The sequence below is a fragment of the Citrobacter sp. Marseille-Q5395 genome, assembly GCF_947057495.1.
GTDB lineage: Bacteria > Pseudomonadota > Gammaproteobacteria > Enterobacterales > Enterobacteriaceae > Citrobacter > Citrobacter murliniae.
The window spans coordinates 72,471-95,311 of sequence record NZ_CAMSEL010000011.1; the positions used below are offsets into that span (position 1 = coordinate 72,471).

25 protein-coding genes are annotated in these 22,841 nt (G+C 53.9%); 3 read left to right on the top strand and 22 right to left on the bottom strand.

The window, feature by feature from the left end:
* The first annotated feature begins 4 nt into the window (after positions 1-4).
* Positions 5-721 (top strand): type 1 glutamine amidotransferase, encoded by a 717-nt coding sequence (locus OH663_RS14185; protein ID WP_200010277.1) that lies wholly within the window; start codon positions 5-7, stop codon positions 719-721.
* A 71-nt stretch (positions 722-792) separates the two neighbouring features.
* On the opposite strand, the gene cysM is transcribed toward OH663_RS14185, so the two are convergent.
* From cysM to OH663_RS14235, 10 genes are all read right to left on the bottom strand, one after another.
* On the bottom strand, positions 793-1,704 hold the full coding sequence (cysM, locus tag OH663_RS14190) for a cysteine synthase CysM (RefSeq protein WP_200010279.1): 912 nt from the start codon (positions 1,702-1,704) through the stop codon (positions 793-795).
* Positions 1,705-1,823: 119 nt separating this feature from the next.
* On the bottom strand, positions 1,824-2,921 hold the full coding sequence (gene cysA, locus OH663_RS14195) for a sulfate/thiosulfate ABC transporter ATP-binding protein CysA (RefSeq protein WP_045445930.1): 1,098 nt from the start codon (positions 2,919-2,921) through the stop codon (positions 1,824-1,826).
* A complete protein-coding gene (gene cysW / locus OH663_RS14200; RefSeq protein WP_200010281.1) occupies positions 2,911-3,786 on the bottom strand; it encodes a sulfate/thiosulfate ABC transporter permease CysW in 876 nt (291 codons plus the stop codon). The genes cysA and cysW overlap by 11 nt, the downstream gene beginning before the upstream one ends.
* Positions 3,786-4,619, bottom strand: coding sequence for a sulfate/thiosulfate ABC transporter permease CysT (gene cysT, locus OH663_RS14205; RefSeq protein WP_045445935.1), 834 nt, complete (start codon positions 4,617-4,619; stop codon positions 3,786-3,788). Before cysT ends, cysW begins: the two co-directional genes overlap by 1 nt.
* The gene (cysP, locus tag OH663_RS14210; RefSeq protein WP_200010283.1) at positions 4,620-5,636 is read right to left on the bottom strand and encodes a thiosulfate/sulfate ABC transporter substrate-binding protein CysP; all 1,017 of its coding nucleotides are present in this window, start codon (positions 5,634-5,636) and stop codon (positions 4,620-4,622) included. It abuts the gene before it with no gap.
* A gap of 157 nt (positions 5,637-5,793) precedes the next feature.
* A complete protein-coding gene (gene ucpA / locus OH663_RS14215; protein WP_200010285.1) occupies positions 5,794-6,585 on the bottom strand; it encodes an SDR family oxidoreductase UcpA in 792 nt (263 codons plus the stop codon).
* Between the two features lie 225 nt (positions 6,586-6,810).
* On the bottom strand, positions 6,811-7,710 hold the full coding sequence (gene yfeX, locus OH663_RS14220; protein WP_045445941.1) for a porphyrinogen peroxidase: 900 nt from the start codon (positions 7,708-7,710) through the stop codon (positions 6,811-6,813).
* Between the two features lie 93 nt (positions 7,711-7,803).
* A complete protein-coding gene (locus OH663_RS14225) occupies positions 7,804-8,379 on the bottom strand; it encodes an RpoE-regulated lipoprotein (protein ID WP_045445945.1) in 576 nt (191 codons plus the stop codon).
* A gap of 59 nt (positions 8,380-8,438) precedes the next feature.
* Entirely contained in the window at positions 8,439-8,888 is a 450-nt protein-coding gene (locus OH663_RS14230) for a DUF2919 domain-containing protein (RefSeq protein WP_045445948.1), read from the bottom strand.
* Positions 8,875-9,300, bottom strand: a complete 426-nt coding sequence (locus tag OH663_RS14235; protein ID WP_045445951.1) for a GNAT family acetyltransferase — start codon at positions 9,298-9,300, stop codon at positions 8,875-8,877. Before OH663_RS14235 ends, OH663_RS14230 begins: the two co-directional genes overlap by 14 nt.
* A 211-nt stretch (positions 9,301-9,511) precedes the next feature.
* Here OH663_RS14235 and amiA point away from each other — a divergent pair, with 211 nt between their 5' ends.
* Positions 9,512-10,381, top strand: coding sequence for an N-acetylmuramoyl-L-alanine amidase AmiA (gene amiA / locus OH663_RS14240; RefSeq protein WP_045445954.1), 870 nt, complete (start codon positions 9,512-9,514; stop codon positions 10,379-10,381).
* A gap of 2 nt (positions 10,382-10,383) precedes the next feature.
* Positions 10,384-11,283: an oxygen-dependent coproporphyrinogen oxidase gene (hemF, locus tag OH663_RS14245; RefSeq protein WP_045445957.1), complete on the top strand. Its 900-nt coding sequence runs from the start codon at positions 10,384-10,386 to the stop codon at positions 11,281-11,283.
* A gap of 102 nt (positions 11,284-11,385) precedes the next feature.
* Here the strand turns inward: hemF and eutR are convergent, their stop codons facing one another.
* From eutR to eutM, 12 genes are all read right to left on the bottom strand, one after another.
* Positions 11,386-12,438, bottom strand: coding sequence for an HTH-type transcriptional regulator EutR (gene eutR, locus OH663_RS14250; RefSeq protein WP_045445960.1), 1,053 nt, complete (start codon positions 12,436-12,438; stop codon positions 11,386-11,388).
* A 48-nt stretch (positions 12,439-12,486) separates the two neighbouring features.
* Positions 12,487-13,017, bottom strand: coding sequence for an ethanolamine utilization microcompartment protein EutK (gene eutK, locus OH663_RS14255; RefSeq protein ID WP_045445965.1), 531 nt, complete (start codon positions 13,015-13,017; stop codon positions 12,487-12,489).
* A gap of 11 nt (positions 13,018-13,028) precedes the next feature.
* Positions 13,029-13,688 (bottom strand): ethanolamine utilization microcompartment protein EutL, encoded by a 660-nt coding sequence (eutL, locus tag OH663_RS14260; RefSeq protein WP_045445968.1) that lies wholly within the window; start codon positions 13,686-13,688, stop codon positions 13,029-13,031.
* A 9-nt stretch (positions 13,689-13,697) separates the two neighbouring features.
* A complete protein-coding gene (gene eutC / locus OH663_RS14265; RefSeq protein WP_045445972.1) occupies positions 13,698-14,594 on the bottom strand; it encodes an ethanolamine ammonia-lyase subunit EutC in 897 nt (298 codons plus the stop codon).
* A 20-nt stretch (positions 14,595-14,614) separates the two neighbouring features.
* Positions 14,615-15,976: an ethanolamine ammonia-lyase subunit alpha gene (eutB, locus tag OH663_RS14270; RefSeq protein WP_045445975.1), complete on the bottom strand. Its 1,362-nt coding sequence runs from the start codon at positions 15,974-15,976 to the stop codon at positions 14,615-14,617.
* Between the two features lie 11 nt (positions 15,977-15,987).
* A complete protein-coding gene (eutA, locus tag OH663_RS14275) occupies positions 15,988-17,391 on the bottom strand; it encodes an ethanolamine ammonia-lyase reactivating factor EutA (protein WP_045445978.1) in 1,404 nt (467 codons plus the stop codon).
* Positions 17,388-18,632 (bottom strand): ethanolamine utilization protein EutH, encoded by a 1,245-nt coding sequence (eutH, locus tag OH663_RS14280; protein ID WP_045445981.1) that lies wholly within the window; start codon positions 18,630-18,632, stop codon positions 17,388-17,390. Before eutH ends, eutA begins: the two co-directional genes overlap by 4 nt.
* Positions 18,633-18,659: 27 nt before the next feature.
* Positions 18,660-19,847 carry an ethanolamine utilization ethanol dehydrogenase EutG gene (eutG, locus tag OH663_RS14285; RefSeq protein WP_200010287.1) on the bottom strand — a complete coding sequence of 396 codons (1,188 nt, stop codon included), beginning with the start codon at positions 19,845-19,847 and terminating at the stop codon, positions 18,660-18,662.
* Positions 19,837-20,676 carry an ethanolamine utilization protein EutJ gene (eutJ, locus tag OH663_RS14290; protein WP_045445987.1) on the bottom strand — a complete coding sequence of 280 codons (840 nt, stop codon included), beginning with the start codon at positions 20,674-20,676 and terminating at the stop codon, positions 19,837-19,839. Before eutJ ends, eutG begins: the two co-directional genes overlap by 11 nt.
* A gap of 23 nt (positions 20,677-20,699) precedes the next feature.
* Positions 20,700-22,103 (bottom strand): aldehyde dehydrogenase family protein, encoded by a 1,404-nt coding sequence (locus tag OH663_RS14295; protein ID WP_045445990.1) that lies wholly within the window; start codon positions 22,101-22,103, stop codon positions 20,700-20,702.
* A gap of 11 nt (positions 22,104-22,114) precedes the next feature.
* Positions 22,115-22,402: an ethanolamine utilization microcompartment protein EutN gene (gene eutN / locus OH663_RS14300; protein ID WP_016153954.1), complete on the bottom strand. Its 288-nt coding sequence runs from the start codon at positions 22,400-22,402 to the stop codon at positions 22,115-22,117.
* A gap of 120 nt (positions 22,403-22,522) precedes the next feature.
* On the bottom strand, positions 22,523-22,816 hold the full coding sequence (gene eutM, locus OH663_RS14305; protein ID WP_003835054.1) for an ethanolamine utilization microcompartment protein EutM: 294 nt from the start codon (positions 22,814-22,816) through the stop codon (positions 22,523-22,525).
* Positions 22,817-22,841: the final 25 nt, after the last annotated feature.

The following is a 22,841-nucleotide window of genomic DNA, read 5'->3' on the forward strand; positions in this document are numbered from 1 at the left end:
AAACGTGCGAGTTCATTTTGTTATTCATGAGTCATTTGAATCTGCTGGCGCTTACCTGCCATGGGCCGAAGAGCGTGGTTATACCATCACCTGGTCGTGCGTTTACGCTGGAGAGTCAATACCAGCCAGTGCTGATAGCTTCGATATGCTGGTCGTGTTTGGTGGCCCGCAGTCTCCACGAACCACGCTCGCAGAATGCCCGTACTTTGACTCTCTGGCCGAACAGCATCTGATTAACCAGGCGATTTCTGCACGTAAGATTGTAGTGGGGATCTGTCTGGGATCACAACTGATTGGCGAGGCGTTGGGCGCAAAAGTGTGTCAGAGCCCGGAAAAAGAGATTGGGCATTACCCCATTACGCTGACTGAGGCTGGCAAACAGCATCCGTTAATTGCCCACTTTGGATCGCCGCTGATTGTCGGCCACTGGCACAACGATATGCCAGGGTTAACCGACCAGGCAACAGTTCTTGCCACAAGCGTTGGCTGCCCGCGACAAATCGTGCAGTACGGTAACTTTGTCTACGGTTTCCAGTGCCATATGGAATTTACCGCCGAAGCGATTGAGGGACTGATTCAACACTCAGAGCAAGAACTTGCTGAGGCAAAAGGAAAACGCTTTATCCGTTCAGTTGCCGAAATGCGCGAGTGGGATTACCAACAGATGAATGAGAAACTCTGGCAGTTCCTCGATCTGCTGGTAGAGAAACACCGCGGATAATATACAGAGAGGCCGGATAGCGCTACGCTTATCCGGCCTACAAGCTCATTGGCATCCCTACAACAACACCCTTAAATCCCTGCCCCCTGATTAAAGTGTTCTTCGCCAAAGACTCCGGTTGAAAGATAGCGGTCGCCACGATCGCAGATGATTGCTACCACCACCGCACCCGGTGTGGCATGCGCCACGCGTAACGCCCCTGCCACAGCCCCGCCAGAGCTTACTCCGCAGAAAATACCTTCGCGAATCGCCAGTTCTCGCATCGTGTTTTCGGCGTCGTCCTGATGAATATCTAAGACCTCATCAACCAACGAAGCGTTAAAAATTCCTGGCATATATTCCGCAGGCCAGCGTCGAATACCGGGAATGCTGCTCCCTTCCTCCGGCTGCAGACCAACAATTGTCACCGGCTTTTCCTGCTCACGCAGAAAACGTGACACGCCGGTAATGGTGCCGGTGGTCCCCATGCTGGAGACAAAATGCGTAATGCGACCTGACGTCTGCTGCCAAATTTCCGGCCCGGTCGTGGTGTAATGCGCATACGGGTTATCGGGATTATTAAACTGATCGAGCAGTTTTCCTTCACCGCGTTCGGCCATTTCCAGCGCCAAGTCACGCGCCCCTTCCATCCCCTGTTCTTTGCTGACCAGAATAAGCTCAGCACCGTAGGCACGCATCGCCGCACGCCGCTCCTGGCTCATGTTGTCAGGCATCAGAAGCTTCATGCGATAACCTTTCAGTGCGGCAATCATCGCCAACGCAATTCCGGTATTACCACTGGTTGCCTCAATCAGCACATCACCGGGTTTGATTTCCCCACGTTTTTCCGCTTCGACAATCATTGATAGCGCAGCGCGGTCTTTCACCGAACCTGCCGGGTTATTCCCTTCCAGCTTAACCCAAATTTCACTGCCGTTATCCGGCGCAAGGCGTTGCAGTTTGACCAGAGGCGTATTGCCAATCGTTTGTTCTAATGTATTCACGTTTTCTGCTCATAAAAAAGCCGGGTGGCGCTACGCTTACCCGGCCTACAAGTGACGACTAGAGACTGTAGACCCGGCAAGCAGTACGCCACCGGGTGATAAACATATAAATTAAGCTATCAGGCTGATTCTGCCAGAGCAAGCTCCGCTTCGCGTGTTTCAATGCGTTGCTCGCCGTTATACAGACGCGCATTTTGCAACCCAACAAACAGGCGTTCACCACGAACAGGGGAATCATCACCTTGCATCACAACCGTCAGCGGCTCGTTATACCACCCCAGCGGCTGCACAACTAATTGGGTGTAGTGGCCTTTCGGACTGGCCTCCAGCACCTGCACCGGTAGAGGAGAATCCAGGCTGGTACGGCGACTGACATCCACTTCCCACGGACGCAAGAACAGATCAACCGCTCCCTGATACGCAGGCGTATATCCCAGCGGCCAGCGGTGAGCTCCAACGTGGAACTGCCCGCCGCGAATAGTACCCTGCAGACGGTTAACCTCACCCATGAACTCCAGTACAAAGCGGGTTGCTGGTTCGCGCCATACCTGGTCCGGCGCATCTGCCTGCTCAATATGTCCCTGGCTCATCACTACCACGCGATCAGCAACTTCCGTCGCTTCTTCCTGATCGTGAGTGACAAATACACTGGTGAATTTCAACTCTTCGTGAAGCTGGCGCAACCAGCGACGCAGCTCTTTACGTACCTGAGCATCGAGCGCACCAAACGGTTCATCAAGCAGCAGGATCTGCGGTTCTACCGCCAACGCACGTGCCAGCGCTACACGCTGCTTCTGCCCGCCGGAAAGCTGCGCCGGGAAACGGTCCGCCAGATGGGCAAGTTGCACCATCTCCAGCAGCTTAGTCACTTTCGCTTTGATAGTCGCCGCATTCGGACGCTCACGGCGTGGCAATACCGTCAGACCAAAGGCGATATTGTCGAATACGGTCATATGGCGGAACAGGGCATAATGCTGAAATACGAAACCGACTTTACGGTCGCGGGCGTGCAGACGACTCACATCCGTACCATGAAAACGAATATGTCCGCTGGACTGATGCTCCAGCCCGGCAATAATGCGTAGCAATGTGGTTTTACCCGAGCCGGATGGCCCCAGCAGTGCGACCATTTGACCCGAAGGAATATCCAGCGAGATATCGTTCAGCACCTGGGTGCGACCAAAAGACTTCTTAATATTGGCAATCTCAATGCTCATGATTTTCCTCCTGCTGCGCGCGTTTTTCCTGGTTCTCCAGACGCCATTGCAACATGCTCTTCAAAAACAGGGTAACAATCGCCATAAGCGTCAATAACGCGGCGGCGGTAAAGGAGCCGACGGTGTTGTAGTCCTGCTCCAGTAATTCAATCTGTAACGGCAGCGACAGGGTTTCACCACGAATCGAACCGGAAACTACCGATACTGCTCCGAATTCCCCAATTGCACGGGCGTTGGTCAACACCACGCCGTACAACAGCGCCCAGCGAATATTCGGCAGAGTAACGCGACGGAACATCTGCCAGCCCGATGCGCCCAGCAGAATCGCCGCCTCATCTTCATGACTGCCCTGGCTCAGCATGACCGGAACCAGCTCGCGAACTACAAATGGACAGGTAACGAAAACCGTGACCAGCACCATTCCCGGCCAGGCAAACATAATTTGCAGATTATGTTCATCCAGCCAGCCACCCAATGGGCCGTTAGAACCGTAAAACAGCAGATACACCAGACCAGCCACAACAGGCGACACGGCAAACGGGATATCCAGTAACGTCAGCAGCAACTGGCGTCCAGGAAAGTTAAAACGGGTCACCAGCCAGGCCAGTAGCACGCCAAAGACCAGATTCACCGGCACGGCAATCAGGGCAATCAGCACCGTCAGCCAGATGGCGTGCAGCATGTCCGGATCGGTCAGATTCTGTAATACCGGCATTAATCCCTTGCTGAACGCCTGAACGAAGATATAAATCATCGGTACCAGCAAAATAAATGCTGATACCAGCATGCCCGTGCCGATTAGAAACCATTTACCCCAGTTGATGCGGGATGCGCCATAGCGTTTCAATTGAGTAATTTCTGCCATCAGTGACCTACCACGCGTCGACCAAAACGACTTTGCAGGGTGTTAATCGAAAACAGCAGCAACAATGAAGCCCCGAGAATAACCGACGCAATCGCGCTGGCAGCGGGATAGTCAAACTCCTGCAAGCGGACAAAAATCATCAGTGAGGTCACTTCTGTTTTCCACGCGATGTTCCCGGCAATAAAGATAACTGCGCCAAACTCACCCAGGCTGCGAGTGAAAGAGAGTGCCACGCCCGCTATCAGCGCGGGAGATAACTCCGGCAGCACCACTTTACGAAAGCTCTGTAACCGTGTAGCACCGAGTGTTTCAGCGGCTTCTTCATACTCTGGCCCTAACTCTTCCAGCACCGGTTGAACGGTACGCACCACGAACGGAATGCTGGTAAACGCCATAGCTACTGCAATTCCCAGCCAGGTGTAAGTCACTTTAATATCGAACTTCGCCAGCCACTCGCCGTAGAAACCGTTGACCGAAAACAACGACGCCAGCGTCAGGCCCGCCACCGCCGTTGGCAGGGCAAAAGGCAAATCCATTAACGCATCCAGCAACGTGCGGCCTGGAAAGCGATAGCGGGTTAAGATCCACGCCATCAACAGACCAAATACACCGTTAAAAATCGAGGCCACAAACGCTGAAATCAGCGTCACTTTATAGGCCGCCACAACCTGCGGATTAGTAATCACATCCCAGTATTGTGCCCAGCTCATTTGCGCCAGTTGCATCACCAGCGCACTGAGCGGCAGCAGCAATATCAGGCATACAAACAGCAAGCTGGTGCCCAGGCTTAAGGTAAAGCCAGGCAGCACGCGTCGGGAAGAAACAGCAAACATTTACTTACGCCCCGCCGACAACAGTTTGTCCAGCTCACCACCACTGACAAAGTGCGTTTTCATCACCTCAGGCCAGGAGCCAAAGTGGTCTTCCACGCGGAACAGTTCGGTCTGCGGGAATTTATCCTTCAGCTTGTCCATGACCTCAGGATTGTTCACACGATAGTAATAGTCGGTGATGATAGTCTGTGCTTCAGGGCTGTAGAGCCAGTTCAGATAGGCCTTAGCCGCTTTTTCTGTGCCATTGGCTTGCACGTTTTTGTCTACCCACGCCACCGGGAATTCAGCGAGAATATTGGTTTTCGGAATAACAACTTCAAATCCCTGCGCTTCATACTGCTTGCGGATGTTATTCACTTCTGATTCAAAGCTTATCAGCACATCGCCCAGGCCACGTTCAGCAAAAGTGGTGGTGGCGCCACGACCGCCGGTATCAAATACCTCAACGTTTTTCAGGAATTGCGTCATAAACTGCTCGGTTTTGGCTTTGTCGCCACCGTCAGCTTTATCTGCCGCACCCCACGCTGCAAGGTAGGTGTAACGGGCATTACCGGACGTTTTCGGATTCGGGAAAATCAGTTTTACGTCGGAACGAACCAGGTCATTCCAGTCGTGGATATTCTTCGGATTTCCCTTACGTACCAGGAAGCCCATGGTAGAATAGAATGGCGAGCTGTTATTCGGCAGACGGCTTTGCCAGTCGGCCGGGATCAGCTTGCCTTTATCGTGCAGGATCTGCACATCGGTGACCTGGTTATAGGTCACCACGTCAGCTTTCAACCCCTGTAAAATCGCCAACGCTTGTTTTGATGACCCGGCATGGGATTGTTTAATGGTCAGCTTATCCCCGCCGTTATCCTTCGCCCATTGCTGCTCAAACGGTGGATTAAGGGCGGCAAACAGCTCGCGGGAAACATCGTAAGAACTGTTCAGTAGTTCCGTTGCCTGCGCCTGACCTATCAGTAGCAGAGACGCGACCAGCGTCAGAGAGCTTTTTTTCAGGAAATTAACGGCCATTGCGCACCCTTATAAATTTAATGACTTTCTTATGGCCATCATATTTATAACCAGTGCTAAAGGAGTAACGGTTTTATATACCGTTTGATGATTTGAAAGTTGAAAAGAGAATAAGGGGTACCTCCCCTCCATATCGCAGAGAGGAGGATGGCATCGGTCAGACGCCTACGCTGACGCTTTCAGGCAAAGTGCTACCGCCATCAATCACGTTTTGCGTGCCGGTCAGGTAACTGGACTCATCGGACGCCAGGAATGCCGCCAGTTCGCCAACCTCAAGCGGACACGCCAGACGACGCATCGGGATCGCTTTCGCCATTTCAGTTAATACAGACTCTGGATCCTCCGGGTTAGACTGACGTGCAATATTTTCTGCCATCGGCGTACGTACATAGCCCGGACAAATAGCATTCACGCGAATACCAGACTGCGCGTATTCCACCGCCAGGGATTTGGTTAAGCCGATAATTGCTGCTTTCGACAGCGCATAAGCCGTTTCGCCCGGATCGGCAACCATATCACCGGTCACAGATGACATCATCACGATACGTCCGTCTTTACGAGCAATCATCTCCGGCAGAACGGCTTTCGTCACGTTCCAGACGCCTTTAATATTGATATCAATATGGAAGTCGCGATCTTCATCGCTCATATCAAGGAAGCTGCCGAGGCGACATACGCCCGCATTGTTGACCAGAATATCGATTTTTCCCTCAATCTTCTTCGCACGTGCTACCGCCGCCGTGACAGAAGCAAAATCTCTGACGTCTGCATGAACTGCCGTGCAACGGTGACCGCGTCCACTCAGCTCATCTGCCAGTTTTTCAATCTCATCGGAGATATCCAGCAAGATTAGGTTCGCGCCATGGCGGGCAAACGTTCTGGCAATACCTTCGCCAATGCCCTGAGATGCGCCCGTAATCAATGCTGTTTTGCCCGTGAGTTTTCCCATTTCAATATTCTCCTTTTGAATATGAAGCATCCGCTTCATTCACGCAGAAGATACAGCAATAACAAATTAGTGCTGAGGAATAGCTCACTAAATCAGGTTAATGTCAGGTAAAAAAAATCCCCGACGACGCGGGGATTAGCTTATTTCTCTGGATTTTGTCGGAAAGCGGCTTCGTCTCAACGAGCCTGCACGATTGCTATCTGTAGTCCAGGCGCCCGGCAATAATCACAGGGCGAGCAGACGATCCAGCGACGGAGCAAAGTAATAGCCGCCGGTCACCGGTTTGGTAAAGCGCAGCATGGCGTCACGTTTACCATCAGTATCGCCAAACATACTCAGCAGTTGCTGCTCAATATTATGCAGACGCGCACAGTAAGCGCAGAAATAGAGACCGTGTGTGCCGCTGGCGGTACCGTACGGCAGGCTCTGGCGAACAATTTTCAGCCCCTTGCCATCTTCTTTCAAATCCACACGGCTCAGGTGAGAAGTCACCGGGCGATCATCACCGTCAATCTCTTCATTGGCTTCTTTGGTGCGACCAATCATCATTTCCTGATCATGAATGCTCATGCGGTTAAGCTGCTTCAGGTTATGTTCCCAACGCTGTACAAATACATAGCTGCCACCGGCATCAACGCCATCTTTGATGACCGCGACTTCACGGCGCGTTTCTTCTCCGGCCGGGTTTTCCGTACCATCCACAAAGCCGCTAAGATCGCGCTCTTCAACCCAACGGAAACCGTGGATCTCTTCTTTCACTTCTATGCAGTCGCCAAAGGCTTCCATCGCTGCCTGCGCAACGGAGAAATTCACGTCATGACGCAACGAGAGGATATGGATCAGCACGTCATACTGGGTCGCCGGTGCCAGACCTTTACCGTAAGGGATAAAGTCTTTCAGTTCTTCAGCGCCCACGCCGCCGCTCAGTGTGCGCCAGGTGTTGTTGCCGAAAGCAACGACCGCGCCAAGGTGCGCATCCGGGAATTTCGCTTCAAAGGTCGCCAGTTTATCCGCAAAGGTTTTACTGGCCGCACGCAAAGCCTCAACGTCGCCCTTAACATTGGCTTCAATCCAAATCGCCGCACGGCAATGTTCTGGCAAAATGCCACTCTGAACCTGAGACATTGTTCCTCCTGAAAAAAAGATGCCACGACATCGTGGCATTGATAGGCGTTATTCTACCTGTTTTTTTAGTCCGTCGATTTGTTCAGACGCAAATTAACGCCGCCAGATAATTTTGCTCACTTTCCAGTCTTTCAGCGTATCGTCAGACGGCATTATGCCTTCAGGTCCGCTCCACTCGCCGGAAAAAATATAGCTAATATGTTGACTTCCTTCAGCTTTACACTCAACACCCGCACTATCATCTCCGGTAGCTTTCTGGCAATTACCGAAAGCTTTAGTGTAAAGGTCGCTAAACGGTGTACCGATTTCTGCACCGGATGCTGATGAAATATCGCTGTCCAGCACATCAATGCGGCTGATCGTTCCCTGATCACCGTTGATAATCATCGCAACGCTGCTATCTTTCATCACCTCATAAAAACGTACAACATTGCCATTATTGGTTTTCATCCCGCTACGCAGGCGATAGTCCCCATCCAGCGCATCGGCAATCGATTTTTCATTCAGCGGTGTGGCGGCGGTGAGTTTTCCCACACCCTGCTCAGTGACCTCCGTCGAAGAACCAAACCAGTTCCACGGATTTGCAGCAGACCAGTTCACCGACGACAGCGTTGAACAACCAGTCAGTACCAGCGGCATCGCGCATAAAATCAAACGCAGTGATTTCATTTCACCTCCTCCCTTATTTATCAACGTTGCTTGGAGTTCACTTTCGAAAAAAAGTGCCGTTATTCTTTTTCAACATAAAAACAGGCACGCAGACGTTGATTAGTTAATAGCCATACCAGCGCGACGATATCAGCCACCAGCAGCGCCAGCCCGGCACCGTTGACAGGATCTCCTTCCAGCCACAGAACAGGCTGCCAGCATAGCAGCACCAGTTGGGCCAAAATCAGCAATGCGCGCAGCCAGCGCCATAACGAAGGAAACGCAAAACGTCGCCCGCTGAGCAAAAACGCCAGCACTGCCGGAACGCCGGGAAGCAATCCCAGCCAGAAAGAGTCATGATCGGGATAAAACAGATTCAGTAATGTGTTGCCCTGCTCGCGGGAAGATCCCGCAATCACAAACAGCACCCAGGTGCGCGCCTGAAGCAGCAGCACACACCAGAACAAAAAAGGCAGGCGTAAGCGACCATGACCATCATAATCGGCAGGATGGAACTCAGTACTCTTCATCTTCGATCAGACGTTTGCCCAGATTGAGTACATCAGCATGTTCATATCCCAGACGTTCATACATACCCAGCACAACGTCATTATCATCACGCACCATGATTTGAATCTTCGGGCAACCGCGGGCTATGAGTTTTTTCTCCAGACGGTTGAGCAGTGCATTGGCAATGCCGCGCCCCCGAAACTCAGGATGCACGCCAAGGTAATAGGCAGAACCACGATGACCGTCGTAACCTCCCATCACCGTGCCAACCACTTCGCCGTTCACTTCCGCGACCAGAAACAAGCTGACGTCGTGATTTACTTTACGCTCGATGTCCATTTCCGGATCGTTCCATGGACGCAACAAGTCACAGCGCTCCCAGAGGGTGATCACCTCTTCGAAATCTTCCTGGCGAAATACGCGTATTTCCATGGTATTGGTTACCTTTTCAGGACGTTAAAAAGCGATTATGGCGCGAACAGCTGATTTAGCCAATATCTGACGCGAAGCAGCGGAAAAAATGGCATAATACTGAACTGTCACGTATTGAAATGAAAAGTAAAACAATTCTTATCCCGATCCGTCGCAACGGACTACGCGATACGATATAACGTCTGGAACCTTTTTTTACAACTCAGGCCGTATGAGCACTTTTAAACCACTAAAAACTCTCACATCGCGCCGCCAGGTGCTGAAAGCCGGGCTGGCCGCCCTGACGCTGTCAGGCATGTCGCAAGCCATCGCTAAAGAAGAAGCGCTAAAAACCAGCAATGGTCACAGCAAACCGAAAGCTAAAAAAGCAGGTGCTAAGCGTGTTGTGGTACTCGATCCGGGACACGGCGGTATTGATACCGGAGCGATTGGACGCAACGGTTCGAAGGAAAAACACGTCGTGCTGGCGATTGCCAAAAACGTACGATCCATCCTGCGCAGTCAGGGGATTGATGCGCGGCTGACCCGTTCCGGCGATACATTTATACCGCTGTACGATCGCGTCGAGATTGCGCACAAACACGGTGCCGATCTGTTTATGTCCATTCACGCCGACGGCTTTACCAATCCCAGTGCCGCTGGTGCATCGGTCTTTGCCCTGTCAAACCGCGGCGCCAGTAGCGCCATGGCAAAGTACCTTTCCGATCGTGAAAACCGCGCCGATGAAGTTGCCGGGAAAAAAGCCACTGATAAAGACCATTTGCTGCAGCAGGTACTGTTCGATCTGGTACAGACCGACACGATAAAAAACAGTCTGACCCTCGGTTCGCATATTCTTAAGAAGATCAAGCCAGTACACCGTCTGCACAGTCGCAGTACGGAACAGGCCGCCTTCGTGGTGCTAAAATCCCCTTCTATTCCTTCGGTGCTGGTCGAGACTTCGTTCATTACCAACCCGGAAGAAGAACGGCTGCTGGGGACAACGGCATTTCGTCAGAAAATCGCCACCGCTATCGCCAATGGCGTCATCAGCTATTTCCACTGGTTTGATAACCAGAAAGCACATTCGAAGAAGCGTTAATCATGAAGCCCGATACGCAGCGCGTAAAACAGTTCCTGCTCAGCCTGCAGGATGATATTTGCCAGCAGCTATCCGCCGTGGACGGTGCTGATTTTGTTGAAGATAGCTGGCAGCGTGAAGCGGGCGGAGGCGGACGCAGTCGGGTATTGCGCAACGGCGGTATTTTTGAACAAGCGGGAGTGAATTTTTCCCACGTTCACGGTGATGCGATGCCTGCTTCAGCTACCGCACATCGACCAGAGCTTGCCGGACGCAGCTTTGAGGCGATGGGGGTGTCGCTGGTTGTGCATCCGCTTAATCCTTACATTCCTACCAGCCATGCCAATGTGCGGTTTTTTATTGCTGAAAAACCAGGGGCAGACCCGGTCTGGTGGTTTGGCGGTGGTTTTGATTTAACGCCCTACTACGGCTACGAAGAAGATGCCGTTCACTGGCATCGCACGGCCTTTGATCTGTGTCAGCCGTTCGGTGATGACGTCTATCCGCGGTATAAAAAGTGGTGTGACGACTACTTCTTCCTGAAGCATCGTAACGAGCAGCGTGGTATTGGCGGACTGTTCTTCGACGATCTCAATACGCCCAACTTCGACCACTGTTTCGACTTTATGCAGGCGGTTGGCAAAGGCTATACCGACGCGTATCTGCCTATTGTGGCGCGTCGTAAGGCGATGAGTTGGGGCGAGCGTGAACGTAACTTCCAGCTTTATCGTCGCGGTCGCTACGTGGAGTTCAATCTGGTGTGGGATCGCGGCACGCTGTTTGGTTTGCAGACCGGTGGGCGCACCGAATCCATCTTGATGTCAATGCCACCGCTGGTGCGTTGGGAGTACGACTGGCAGCCGGAAGCGAACAGCCCGGAAGCTGCCCTTAGCGAGTTTATCCAGGTCCGCGACTGGGTGTAGTTGCCTGATGGCGCTACGCTTGTCAGACCTACAAAACGGCAAAACCCTTAGGCCGGATAAGGCGCGTTAGCGTCGCATCCGGCACGTCACAGGCTCATACCATCACGCCCACTGGCGCATGCGCTGATGCAGCGTCAGTGACGGCTTCTCCGCAAACAACTGCTGGTAATCAGTAGCGAACTGCCCTAAGTGCCAGAATCCCCACTGCATTGCAGCATCTTTTACCGTCGAGCTCTGCGACCACGGGCTGATAAGCTCCCGACGCACGGCATTCAGACGAATGCGCTTCAACCATGCATTCGGCCCGATACCAAGAATCGCGTGAAACGCGTTTTGCAACGTACGGCGGCTCACATGCAACTGATTACACAAATCGAGCACAGTCAGCGGCTCCGACATGTTTTCCAGCACATATTCGCGCGCGCGCGACAGCAGACGACGATAACTCTGATGGCTGATACTCTCGGCGGTTATTATCGGCTGAGCTTCCTCCAGCATCGTGCCCATCGCCAACAGCAGGTTATCGCCTAACACTTTGCGCACCGCGGTCTGGCGAAGATCCTCTGGATTCTCGCTGAACGTTGCCAGCGCCTGCTGCACAAATCCCCACAGTGCCGCTTTATGCTGCTCTTTTACTTCCAGCGCTGACTGGTTACGCAGCATATGCAGCACCCGTTCCGGGTTATGCAGGAAGTTAGCCTGACGAGCAATGGCCTCTTCAGATATAACCACACCAAGAATGGTGTAATCGTCTGGCGTACTCAGTTCAAACTCAGTCCCTCCCGGGCGAGTTGCAATCTCAGCACTGCCAAGGCATTGGGTGCCAATAAATCCCTGCTCACCACGCGTAGCCGGAATGCCAAACCAGAATGAATTCGGCCAGACCAGGCATGACTGGCGCAGCGCCAGACCGGTGTATTCACGGAACACCTGAATGTCATCGAGCAGGATTTCCGTGAACTCGCCATGAAATTTACCCGGATGGAGCTGATCGTATATCTGCTGCCAGGCGGTAATAGTCAGGGCGTGCTCATAGACATCTGTTGTTCGCCGCTGGTGAACGTTATCCACCTCTACTATCGGCGTAAGTTTAACGTCTTCGGGTAATGCTTCATGATAAAGATGGTGCAGGTTTGCAGTACGTTTCTTTTTCATGATCTTTTAAGCCGGAAGCTTCATTGAAGCCCCCGGCCCTCCGACAGGTTAATTTTTTAAGCGATAGCGACTACTGCGTTTACGCAACGCTCCGTCAGAAAAGAGCTGTTCCAGCGCATTTCTGGCTTTTTCAAGTGACCAGCCAAAGTGCGCAGCCACTTCCCCTGCCGTCATTCCCTGACGGACCGATGTTAACAGTGCCAGTAATTCATCAGAGGATTCAGTCGCCACAGGAGTTTCCTGTATCTGCTCTGATTTCACTTCAGATTTCACTTCAGGCTTCTGTTCTGGTTTCTTCGGTGCGCGCTTAAAACCGCCAATCAGCCACTGGGTGTCATCGTCCGGCCGCCCTATCTCCTTGCGGCTAATAACACGGCCTGTACGCTGTGCTGCGGCACTGCCGGCATCCAGCGCCGCACGACACGCCGCCAGATCGCCTTCCACCACCAGCGTCAGCCTGCCAGGATCGAGCACTTCGTGGCTTAGCAGACGCACGTTCGCGGCTTTTAGCATGGCATCTGCCGCGTCCACGGCAGCGACCATGCCATCCACTTCCAGTAATCCCAGTGCATTGATCATCACAACCTCTCTTACGCGCGCTGTACCGGATTACGAGCAATATCCAGAACGGCATCAGCAAAGGCGTTACAGGCAGCTTTACAGGCAGCCTGGCTACCGGTCAAAAACGCCGCCGAGTAGTTGGTTTCTGACGGCGGCGGAACGTAGGTCACCAGTTGTACATCGGCAGATTTCAGCGCAGCATCAATACCAAATGTCGCTTCCAGCGGCGGCGCCACCAGATAGGCCATCGGATCGCCAAGCGCGCATCCTGCCGTGGCTGAAAGATACGAACCGGTACGCGAGACCACATGCGCCAGGAACGCGGTGTTTTCTGCATCATTCGCCCACTGGAACGCTGCGCCACTTTCAATGTTAGCGACCATCGCATCCAGACCCGCGCGAACTTCCGCCGGGTTAGGGCCACCCAGCATGATCATCACTTCACCGGCAGTCGGTGACGGTCCATGCGCGGCTCCCGCATACAGCGATCGGCCATATACCACTTCAACCATCGCCTGTTTTGTCGCTTCGTCAGCGGCAATATACGCCACGTCATCAGAGTCTGCCGTGATGAGTCCGAGGCTACGTATATGTGGCGGTAATTTAAGTTCACGTGCAAACTCCGCGTTAACGGAGGCAATCACGCGCATCGCGGTGACTGAAGGTCTAATCAAATCTAATGCTGGCATGCTGCCTCCTTAACGGGTCATATTGATGCCGGACGCTTTTTGCTCCAGCATGCGCTTGGCCAAATCCACAATTACCGCAGCCGCTTCAACCGGTGGCGTGCCGCCCTGGTGAATGTTCGAAATACAGGTTCTGTCGGCCTCAACGGTGGTCGCCACACGTGGCGAATAGACGGCGTAGCAGGAAAGACTCTCCGACTGGCCTAAGCCCGGACGTTCACCCACCAGCAGAATCACCGCCTTCGCCCCCAGAAGTTCGCCAATCTGATCTTCAATTTTCACGCGGCCATAGCGTACAAAGAACGGCGTACCCACCTTCAGTCCGGCCTGTTTTAAACCAGACAACAACGGCGGCAGGATCTCTTCATAGTTCGCAGTAATAGCATCTGTAGACAGGCCATCAGAAACGATCACCTGCACATCCGGGTTGGCCACGCACTGTGATTTCAGTGCTTCTATCGCTTCCGCACTCAGACGACGACCCAGGTCCGGGCGAGTCAGGTACAGATTTTTGTCACTGATTTCTGAACGGACTTCCAGCAGCCCTTGTGCTTTCACCCACTCTTCCGGTACCTCTTTCAGCACGGTGTCTTTCGAACGAGAGTGGTCAGCCAGGAAGCGCAGCAGCGCCTGAGTGCGTGGACGTGGACCGGCACGACCGGTGCATACGCGCGCTGCAGTACTACGACGCAACTCTGTCAACACTTCAGCACGGTGCGGATTTTCAACGCCAATCCACGCTTTGGCTTCCGGTGAACCCAGGTCCATCGCACAGCTTTCCCCCGTCGGTGCGGCGCACTGTGTGGTGCTGCATTTCGCTTCCGGTGACGGCGCTTGAGCCTGCGGCTGTGACTCGCCCATTGACGCCATTACGCTGCGTACAATTTCTTCAATCTGTTTTTGATCCATCGTGTGTCATCCCCGCGTCATCAGAAGAACAGTGACGGATCGCCCGCCCGTTTGGTCAGGCGACCGTTTGCCATAATGCCCATGTTTTCCAGCCAACGTTCAAACTCCGGCGACGGACGCAAGTTCAGCAACTGGCGCACGGTCGCGGTGTCGTGGAACGCGGTGGTCTGATAGTTGAGCATGATATCGTCACCGAGCGGCATGCCCATGATGTAGTTGCAGCCAGCGGTGGCGAGCAAAATCATCAGGTTTTCATTGAGGTTCTGGTCAGCGTCAGCATGGTTGGTGTAACAGCAGTCACAACCCATTGAGATGCCGCTCAGTTTGCCCATGAAGTGGTCTTCCAGACCGGCGCGAATAATCTGACGGTCGTTGTAGAGATACTCCGGCCCGATAAAGCCCACCACGGTGTTCACCAGGAACGGATCGTAGTGACGCGCCAGACCGTAGTTACGCGCTTCCATCGTCACCTGATCGGCACCGAAGTTAGCGCCTGCGGAAAGCGCAGAACCTTGCCCGGTTTCAAAGTACAGGCAGTTTTCACCGGCAATACGGTTGAACTCAGCACCCACTGCGCGTGCCTCATCCAGCATCGCCAACTCGACACCAAACTCTTTCAGCCCTTTTTCGCTACCGCAGATGCTCTGGAAAATCAGTCCGCCCGGCGCGCCGCGACGAATCGCTTCGATCTGGGTAGTGACGTGCGCGAGCACGCAGCCCTGTGTAGGAATATTGAATTTGTCGATCACGCCATACACGGTATCGAGCACGCGGCTTAAGTTCTCCACGTCATCTGTCACCGGGTTAACACCGATAACGGCATCGCCCGCACCGAAGGAAAGCCCTTCGTAGATTTGTGCGGCAATACTCTGCACGTCGTCGCGGGTATCGTTCGGCTGCAAACGGCAACTGAAGGTGCCCGGCAGACCGATAGTCGTGTTAGCCTTTTTGATCACCGGCATTTTTTTGCCGCCGTAGATCAGGTCCGCGTTGGAACAAATTTTTGCAACGCCTGCGACCACTTCGGACGTTAACCCTTTGCGCATAAACGCAATGTCATCGACAGAGGTTTCATCACTCAACACGTACTCGCGCAGCTCACTGATGCTCCAGTTTTTGATGCGGTTATAGGCCGTTTCGTTGACGTCATCCTGAATCAGACGCGTGACGCAGTCCTCTTCATAGGAAATCACCGGGTTGTTGCGGATATCCGCTACCGTCATTTCCGACAACACCTGTTTAGCAGCCACGCGCTCCTGCGAGCTTGTCGCGGCCACACCAGCCAGCACATCCCCCGAACGCAGTTCGTTGGCTTTTGCCAGCACCTCTTTTACATCCTTAAACTGATAAACATTGCCGAACAATGTGGTCTTTAGTTTCATAAGTCGTTCCCTCAGGAAGGAAATGCGAGTGATTTCACCGTCACCGGCACAACCGATCCGCCAAAAAGAGGCGTACCAATGTCGATATAGTCACCCGCCCGAACAATCACCTCATCGATGACCGCCAGCGGGTGTTGCTGTAACTGTGGGCGTAACAGCATGCCCAGTGCTTTACCAAAATCCTGCTCGGCTACCACCAGCAGGGGATGCGGATTCGGATAACGTGCGACAAAGGCCAGTAGCGCGTCGATGACCGTTAACAGCGCGGCGTAGCGCACTGGCAGCGACCCGGGCAGCGCAAGGACATAGGCGTCAGTTTTCGGGTCGAGATCGAGCTGCATCAGCGCCTGCTGCCAGGCCGCGACCAGATCAGCTTCATCAACCGGGATAGCCACCGGCAGGTTGCGCAGCGGAAGCGCAACGCCTTCCAGCCAGATGGTGCTGCCTGAAAGCGATAGCGTATGTGCTCCTGCGCCAATGACCGTGGCACGTACTGTTTGCGCCGGGAACTGCACGTTCATCTCACGCAGACGCGGATGTTCATGTAGCGCCGTTGCCAACAGCGGTCCTATGTCAGAAAAACAGAATGGATCGGCAGGCTGGTTGCGGTAGCACTCACCCACCCCACCCGAAAGCGTAATCACCTCTGGCTTAATGCCCACAGGCAATAAACCGGTTTGCATCAACGCCTGAGCCAGCGGCGAAAGTTTGCCGTCAATAACCTCGACGATAAGCGTAGCCATCCGTCGCGCCACCTGAATCAGTTGCGCCGCATTAAGCGAACGGGCATCTGTACCTGCGCCAAAAACATCATCGACAATCATCTGCCCTGGCTGGTGCGCATGAACTACACGCCCCTGGCTATCGGTCTCCAGCAGTCGCCCACCAACATTCAGGCAGGCTGAACCGCTAACCTTTCCGGCGTCGAACAGAACATAGTTAGACGTACCACCGCCGATATCGATATTCAGTACGCTGCACAGTCGCTGCTCAGACAGGGTTTGCGCACCCGCGCCGTGACCGGCAATGACCGATTCAAGATGTGGACCTGCGCTGGCAACCACGAAGTCACCCAGCGACTGGGAGAGCGCCATCACCGCCGGACGGGCATTGCGGGTTTTCGCACTTTCCCCGGTAATAATGATTGCGCCAGAATCAACGCTCTGTGGCTCAATACCTGCTGCCTGATACTGAGCCAGAATCAGCGCCTTAAGTTCGGCCTCTTTTAACCCGCCTTGCTTATCAACGGGGGTAAAGAAGACCGGGCTTTGCCAGCTAATTTCACGTTTGATGAATTCGTAACGCGGCACCTGCGACACTGCCGCACGGTTAACCAGCTCAAGGCGGGAGAAGATTACCTGAGTGGTGGTGGTGCCGATATCGATACCGACGCTCAATAGCTGGCGAGTATTCACGATTGCGCCTCCGCTTTCGTTTCTGTTTCGGCTTCCACTTCTGCCGGAACGTTTTCGTCTTTTGGTACCAGCAGCATAGCCACACCAATTGCCGTTACACCGCCGATCAGCTTGCCGACAATCATTGGGAAGATCATGGCGTTCATGTTTGCGGCAGCGAAACCTAAGTGGTCACCCAGAGCGAAGGCAGCAGAGACGGCGAACGCACAGTTAATCACTTTGCCGCGGGTATCCATGTGCTTCATCATACCGAACATCGGAATATTGTTCGCCAACGTTGCGACCATGCCACCAGCTGCCATATTGTTGATTTTCAGGAGATTACCAACTCGCATCAGCGGTTTTTCAAACCAACGGGTCAGTAACAGAACCATTGGATAAGCGCCGAGCAGTACGCAGGAGATAGAACCGATAACTTCGATGGCGCGCATCACTTCACCAGGGTTATCGCCAGGCGCCATGAAGATAGGATCGAGACCCGGGATCAGATCCCAGCCGAGCAGGAATTTGATAACCGCAGCGGCCAACCCGATTGTGATCAATGCCACCAGGAACTTAGCGAAGATCTGGAAGCCGTTGATCATTTTTTCCGGGATGAATTTCAGCCCCAGCGCCACCAGTACGGCAACGATCAGCACCGGGATCATGTTCATCAGGATCAGCGCGAAGGTAAATTCCACCGGCTGTCCGTTGATTTCAACGCCGGAATACATCGCTACCAAACCACCCGCGATACAGCCAATTGGGATCGTGACAATACCAGCCAGTACGCCCAGTGCCAGATAACGACGGTCAGAGGGTTCAATAATCCCCAGTGCTACCGGGATGGAGAAGACCAGCGTCGGCCCCATCATCGCACCCAGAATCAAGCCAGAGTACAACCATGCCGCAACATCACCGCCCGCCAGTTCTTTCGCCAGGAAGAAGCCGCCCATATCACACGCCAGCAGCGTTCCGGCAAACATCGACGGGTTCGCGCCCAACATTTCATACAGCGGAATAATCACCGGCCCGAGCACTTTTGCTAATACCGGCGCCAGCGCAGTCATACCGACCATTGCCAGACCGAGCGCGCCCATCGCCATAAAACCTTCTTCAAACTGACCACCCGATCCCTCGATGCTTTTACCAAACTTACCGAGGTAGCGCGCTGAACCACCGAACTGCGACAGGATCCTGTCCACGGCGGCAATCAGCATAAAGAACATCATGATGTACATGATGATTTCGTTAATTCCCATACCCTTCACTCCCTGTCATTTGTGTATTTATTGTGCCGCCGCATACAACGCGATAATTTCTGCCTGCGTGGCGGTTCGTGGATTGCTGCGAATACAAATATCGTCCATCGCAGCTTGCGCCCATGTGCTGTATTGCTCAGGCTTCGCCCCCACGTCAGCGAGTCGTTTTGTCTGGCCCACTTCGGTAATCAGCTCGATGACAGCGTTGATTGCGTCACGATCGTCTGATTTCTTGTTGGTTAATGCCCTGCCGATATGGCTAAAGCGTTCACGGCAAACCATGCGGTTAAACCCCATTACTGTCGGTAGCAGCATGGCGTTAGCCTGTCCGTGCGGAATGTGCAGCGCCGCGCCCGGCTGGTGAGCCATCGCATGACACAAGCCCAGCCCCGCGCTGGAGAAAGCCATCCCCGCCATACAGGAAGCCAGCAGCATGCTTTCCCGCGCAGCCAGGTCGTGACCGTAGCCCACCGCTTTCGGTAACGATTTGCCAATCATCGCAATCGCGCCAATCGCCAGGCTGTCGGTAAATGGCGTTGCGTTCAGGGCGCTATAAGCCTCAACGGCGTGGGTCAACGCATCGATTCCGGTCATCGCCGTAACATGCGCAGGCACCCCTTCCGTCAATGCGGCATCAAGAATGGCCACATCCGGCATCAGCGTGGCGTGAGCCAGCACTTTTTTCAGTCCAGTCGCGGCGTCAATAATCACCGTAACGTTGGTAGTTTCCGAACCTGTTCCGGCGGTGGTTGGTACGGCAATCAGCGGCAGACGCGGGCGTAACGTGCTGTGTTCCGTCATATCGGCCAACGTCTGCGTCGGATTAGTCACCAGCAATGCCACCGCTTTGGCGGCATCCAGTACAGAACCGCCACCAAAGGCCACAACGCCATCACACTTTGATTCACGCAGTTGCGCTACCGCCGCGCAAACGTCCGTGATACACGGCTCACCAACCGGGCACGGCCACAACGTCATCGCCACGCCTTTCATCGCCAGGCTACGTTCAAGTCCGGCGGTCATTCCGGCCTGATGCAGGAAGCTATCGACCATCACGAACATATGCGTCAGTCCGCGCATTTGCGCTTCCTGTCCACAGGTGCTGAGCGCCCCAAGTCCACATAACGTGACTGGTGGAACGCTAAATGTTTTTACGCGTTGCAGATTCAGGGTATCGAATGCCTGAAAGAGCGCCGTTTGCAATTCAGCTTGCATAGATTCCCTCCGCTTTTTCTCTCCCACTGTTCGCGATTGCCAGCGGGGTCATAAACAGACTGTGCTGTGGTAAATGCACCTGCAGTTCCGGGAAACGCTTACGGAACAGCTCATCGACACCCGGTTGCATACAGGAACCACCGGCCAGCCATAAATCTGTTACTCCATGCCCTGCAATATGATGAGCGACGATTTCCGCCATCTTTTCGTAGACCGGCTTGACCACCGGCCAGATTTCTTTTCCATTGCTGCGCTTGTACTGCTCGGCTTCTTCAAGCTGAATACGACGATTCCCCGCAAGGGTCAGAGAAATGTGGTGCCCGCCGGTAGCTTCATCGGCGGAATAGGTCACTAAACCCCGCTTCACAATAGCAATACCGGTCGTGCCCCCGCCGATATCCACTACGCCTGCGTTATCCAGTTTCAGCAGATCTGCCACAGCGGTTGGTTCGTCCAGCACATGGCTCACTTCAAGTCCTGCTGATTCCAGCACATTGATGGAAATACGCGGGTCCGTTCCCGGCGGGAACGAGGTTGCCGCATGGGTAAAGCGGCAACCCAGCTGTTGCTCAAGCGTATCGAGATGGCGACGGACAATGGTCACCGCACCGAAGAAATCCCAGACGATGCCGTCACGCACGACATCGGCCCAGTCCAGGCAGACCGCAACCGGCTGTCCGTCACTGTCGACAACCATCGACACCACATCACACGTCCCCAAATCAACACCCAGCCACAGCGGTGAGTCGCTGGCTGTGGGCGTCTGGTTACATAGCGTTGCCGCTTTTTGCAGTCTGGGTGTGAGCCAAAGTTGTTCGTCGTGCGCCATCTCTTTATCTCCTTAGAGCGCTCTTAAACGATGCGGAACGCATCCACCAACACACAGCGACGCAGACGCACAAACGTGCGCGCACTGGTCACCCCTTCCCCGGTCGGCGTAGTAATGGTCATGGTGGTCCAGCCCTCACCGCCAAGTCCGAGACCCGCAATGCACGGTCCATTTTTGACGAAGATGCTGGTATCAATGGCGTTAGCCATACGGTTCATATTGTCGATATTGCGTGAGTGCATCGCCGCCGTATGGTGACAACCACCTTCAAGCGTTACCGCCAGTTCAATGGCCTCATCGACGTTGGCAACCCGCACCACCGGCAGCACCGGCATCATCAGTTCAGTTACGGCAAACGGATGGGTGGCGGAGGTTTCGACGAATAACAAGCGGGTCTGGTCTGGTACATTCAGACCAATTGACGCTGCGATTTTTCCCGCATCACGTCCAACCCAGTCACGGCTAACCGTGCCTTTGCCGCGCTCGTCGACATTTTTCAGCAGCACTGGTTGAAGTTGCTCAGCCTGGGCCGCAGTGAGTTTTACCGCATGCTGGCTTTCCATCAGACGCATCAGTTCGTCGGCAACGCTATCCACCACGATCAGCACTTTTTCGTCGGCGCAGATAATGTTGTTATCAAACGATGCACCTTTGACGATGGACTGCGCGGCGCGTACCAGATCGGCGGTTTCATCAACCACCACCGGCGGGTTACCCGCACCAGCCGCAATCAGGCGTTTATTGGTGTGTTTACGCGCAGCGTCAACCACCGCTTCGCCACCGGTAACGACCAGCAGGCCAATGCCTGGGTACTTGAACAGACGCTGAGCGGTTTCGATATCCGGATTGGCAACGGTAACCAGCAGGTTTGCCGGGCCACCAGCGGCAACAACCGCCTGGTTAAGCAGAGTTATAGCGCGCTGAGAAACGCCTTTTGCGGCCGGATGTGGCGCAAATACCACGCTGTTGCCTGCGGCAATCAGGCTGATGGCATTATTAATTACGGTTGCTGCCGGGTTGGTGGACGGTGTTACCGAAGCCACCACGCCCCACGGCGCGTTTTCAATCAGCGTTAAACCGTTATCGCCGGTCAATACCTGTGGAGAGAGGCATTCCACGCCCGGCGTGCCGCGTGCCTGCGCTACGTTTTTGGCAAATTTATCTTCAACGCGTCCCATGCCGGTTTCAGTGACGGCAAGTTCCGCTAATTCTCTGGCGTGTTTTTCGCCTGCTTCACGAATGGCGTGAATAGCTAACTGGCGCATAGCGACGCTTTTTAACCCCTGCTGGGCCAGTTTTGCTGCCGCCACTGCGTCATCCAGGGAGGCAAAGACGCCCATTTCTTGAACCGCGCTGACGGGCTGACTGCTGTCTTTCATTTTCAGCAGTACCGCTTTCACGACCTGTTCAATATCCTGTTGATTCATGATTTTCTGCCTTATTTATGGAAGATCACCTGACCACCGGCCACCACTTCATCGACAATGCCAATAACACACAGATCGACAGGCGATGATTCGTTGCGGTGCGCCTGACGGGCTGAGCTTCCGCTGACCAACAGCACCCACTCTCCGGTTCCCGCCCCGATGCTGTCGATAGCAACAGCACACTGCCCGTCGGGATTTCCGCAGGCGTCAATCATTTCCACCATCAGCAATTTGTCGTGCGCTAGCCCCTGATGGCGTACGGTACAAACAATTTGTCCTGTGACGATTGCCAGTTTCATACCCGCCTCCGTGGCATATTTCAGGTAAAACCTCCCCCTACCCTCCGCAGAAGGTAATGTGAAAAGGAGAGAGGGTGACGCCAGCTTTTATCAATCATGCAGTGGCGTCACATGGGCTACTTACATGTCGTTGCTGTCGCCTTTAAAGCTGATCGGGAACACTTCTTCCAGATCGCCATGCGGACGCGGGATAACATGTACAGAAACCAGTTCACCAATGCGCTGGGCAGCGGCAGCACCGGCATCCGTTGCGGCTTTACAGGCCGCCACATCGCCACGTACCATTGCGGTAACCAGGCCACCGCCAATCTGCTTCACGCCAACCAGTTTCACGCGTGCCGCTTTAACCATTGCGTCAGAAGCCTCAATCAGTGCAACCAGGCCCCGGGTTTCAATCATTCCTAATGCTTCCATTGTGCTTTCCTCTTAGTAGAAGGGG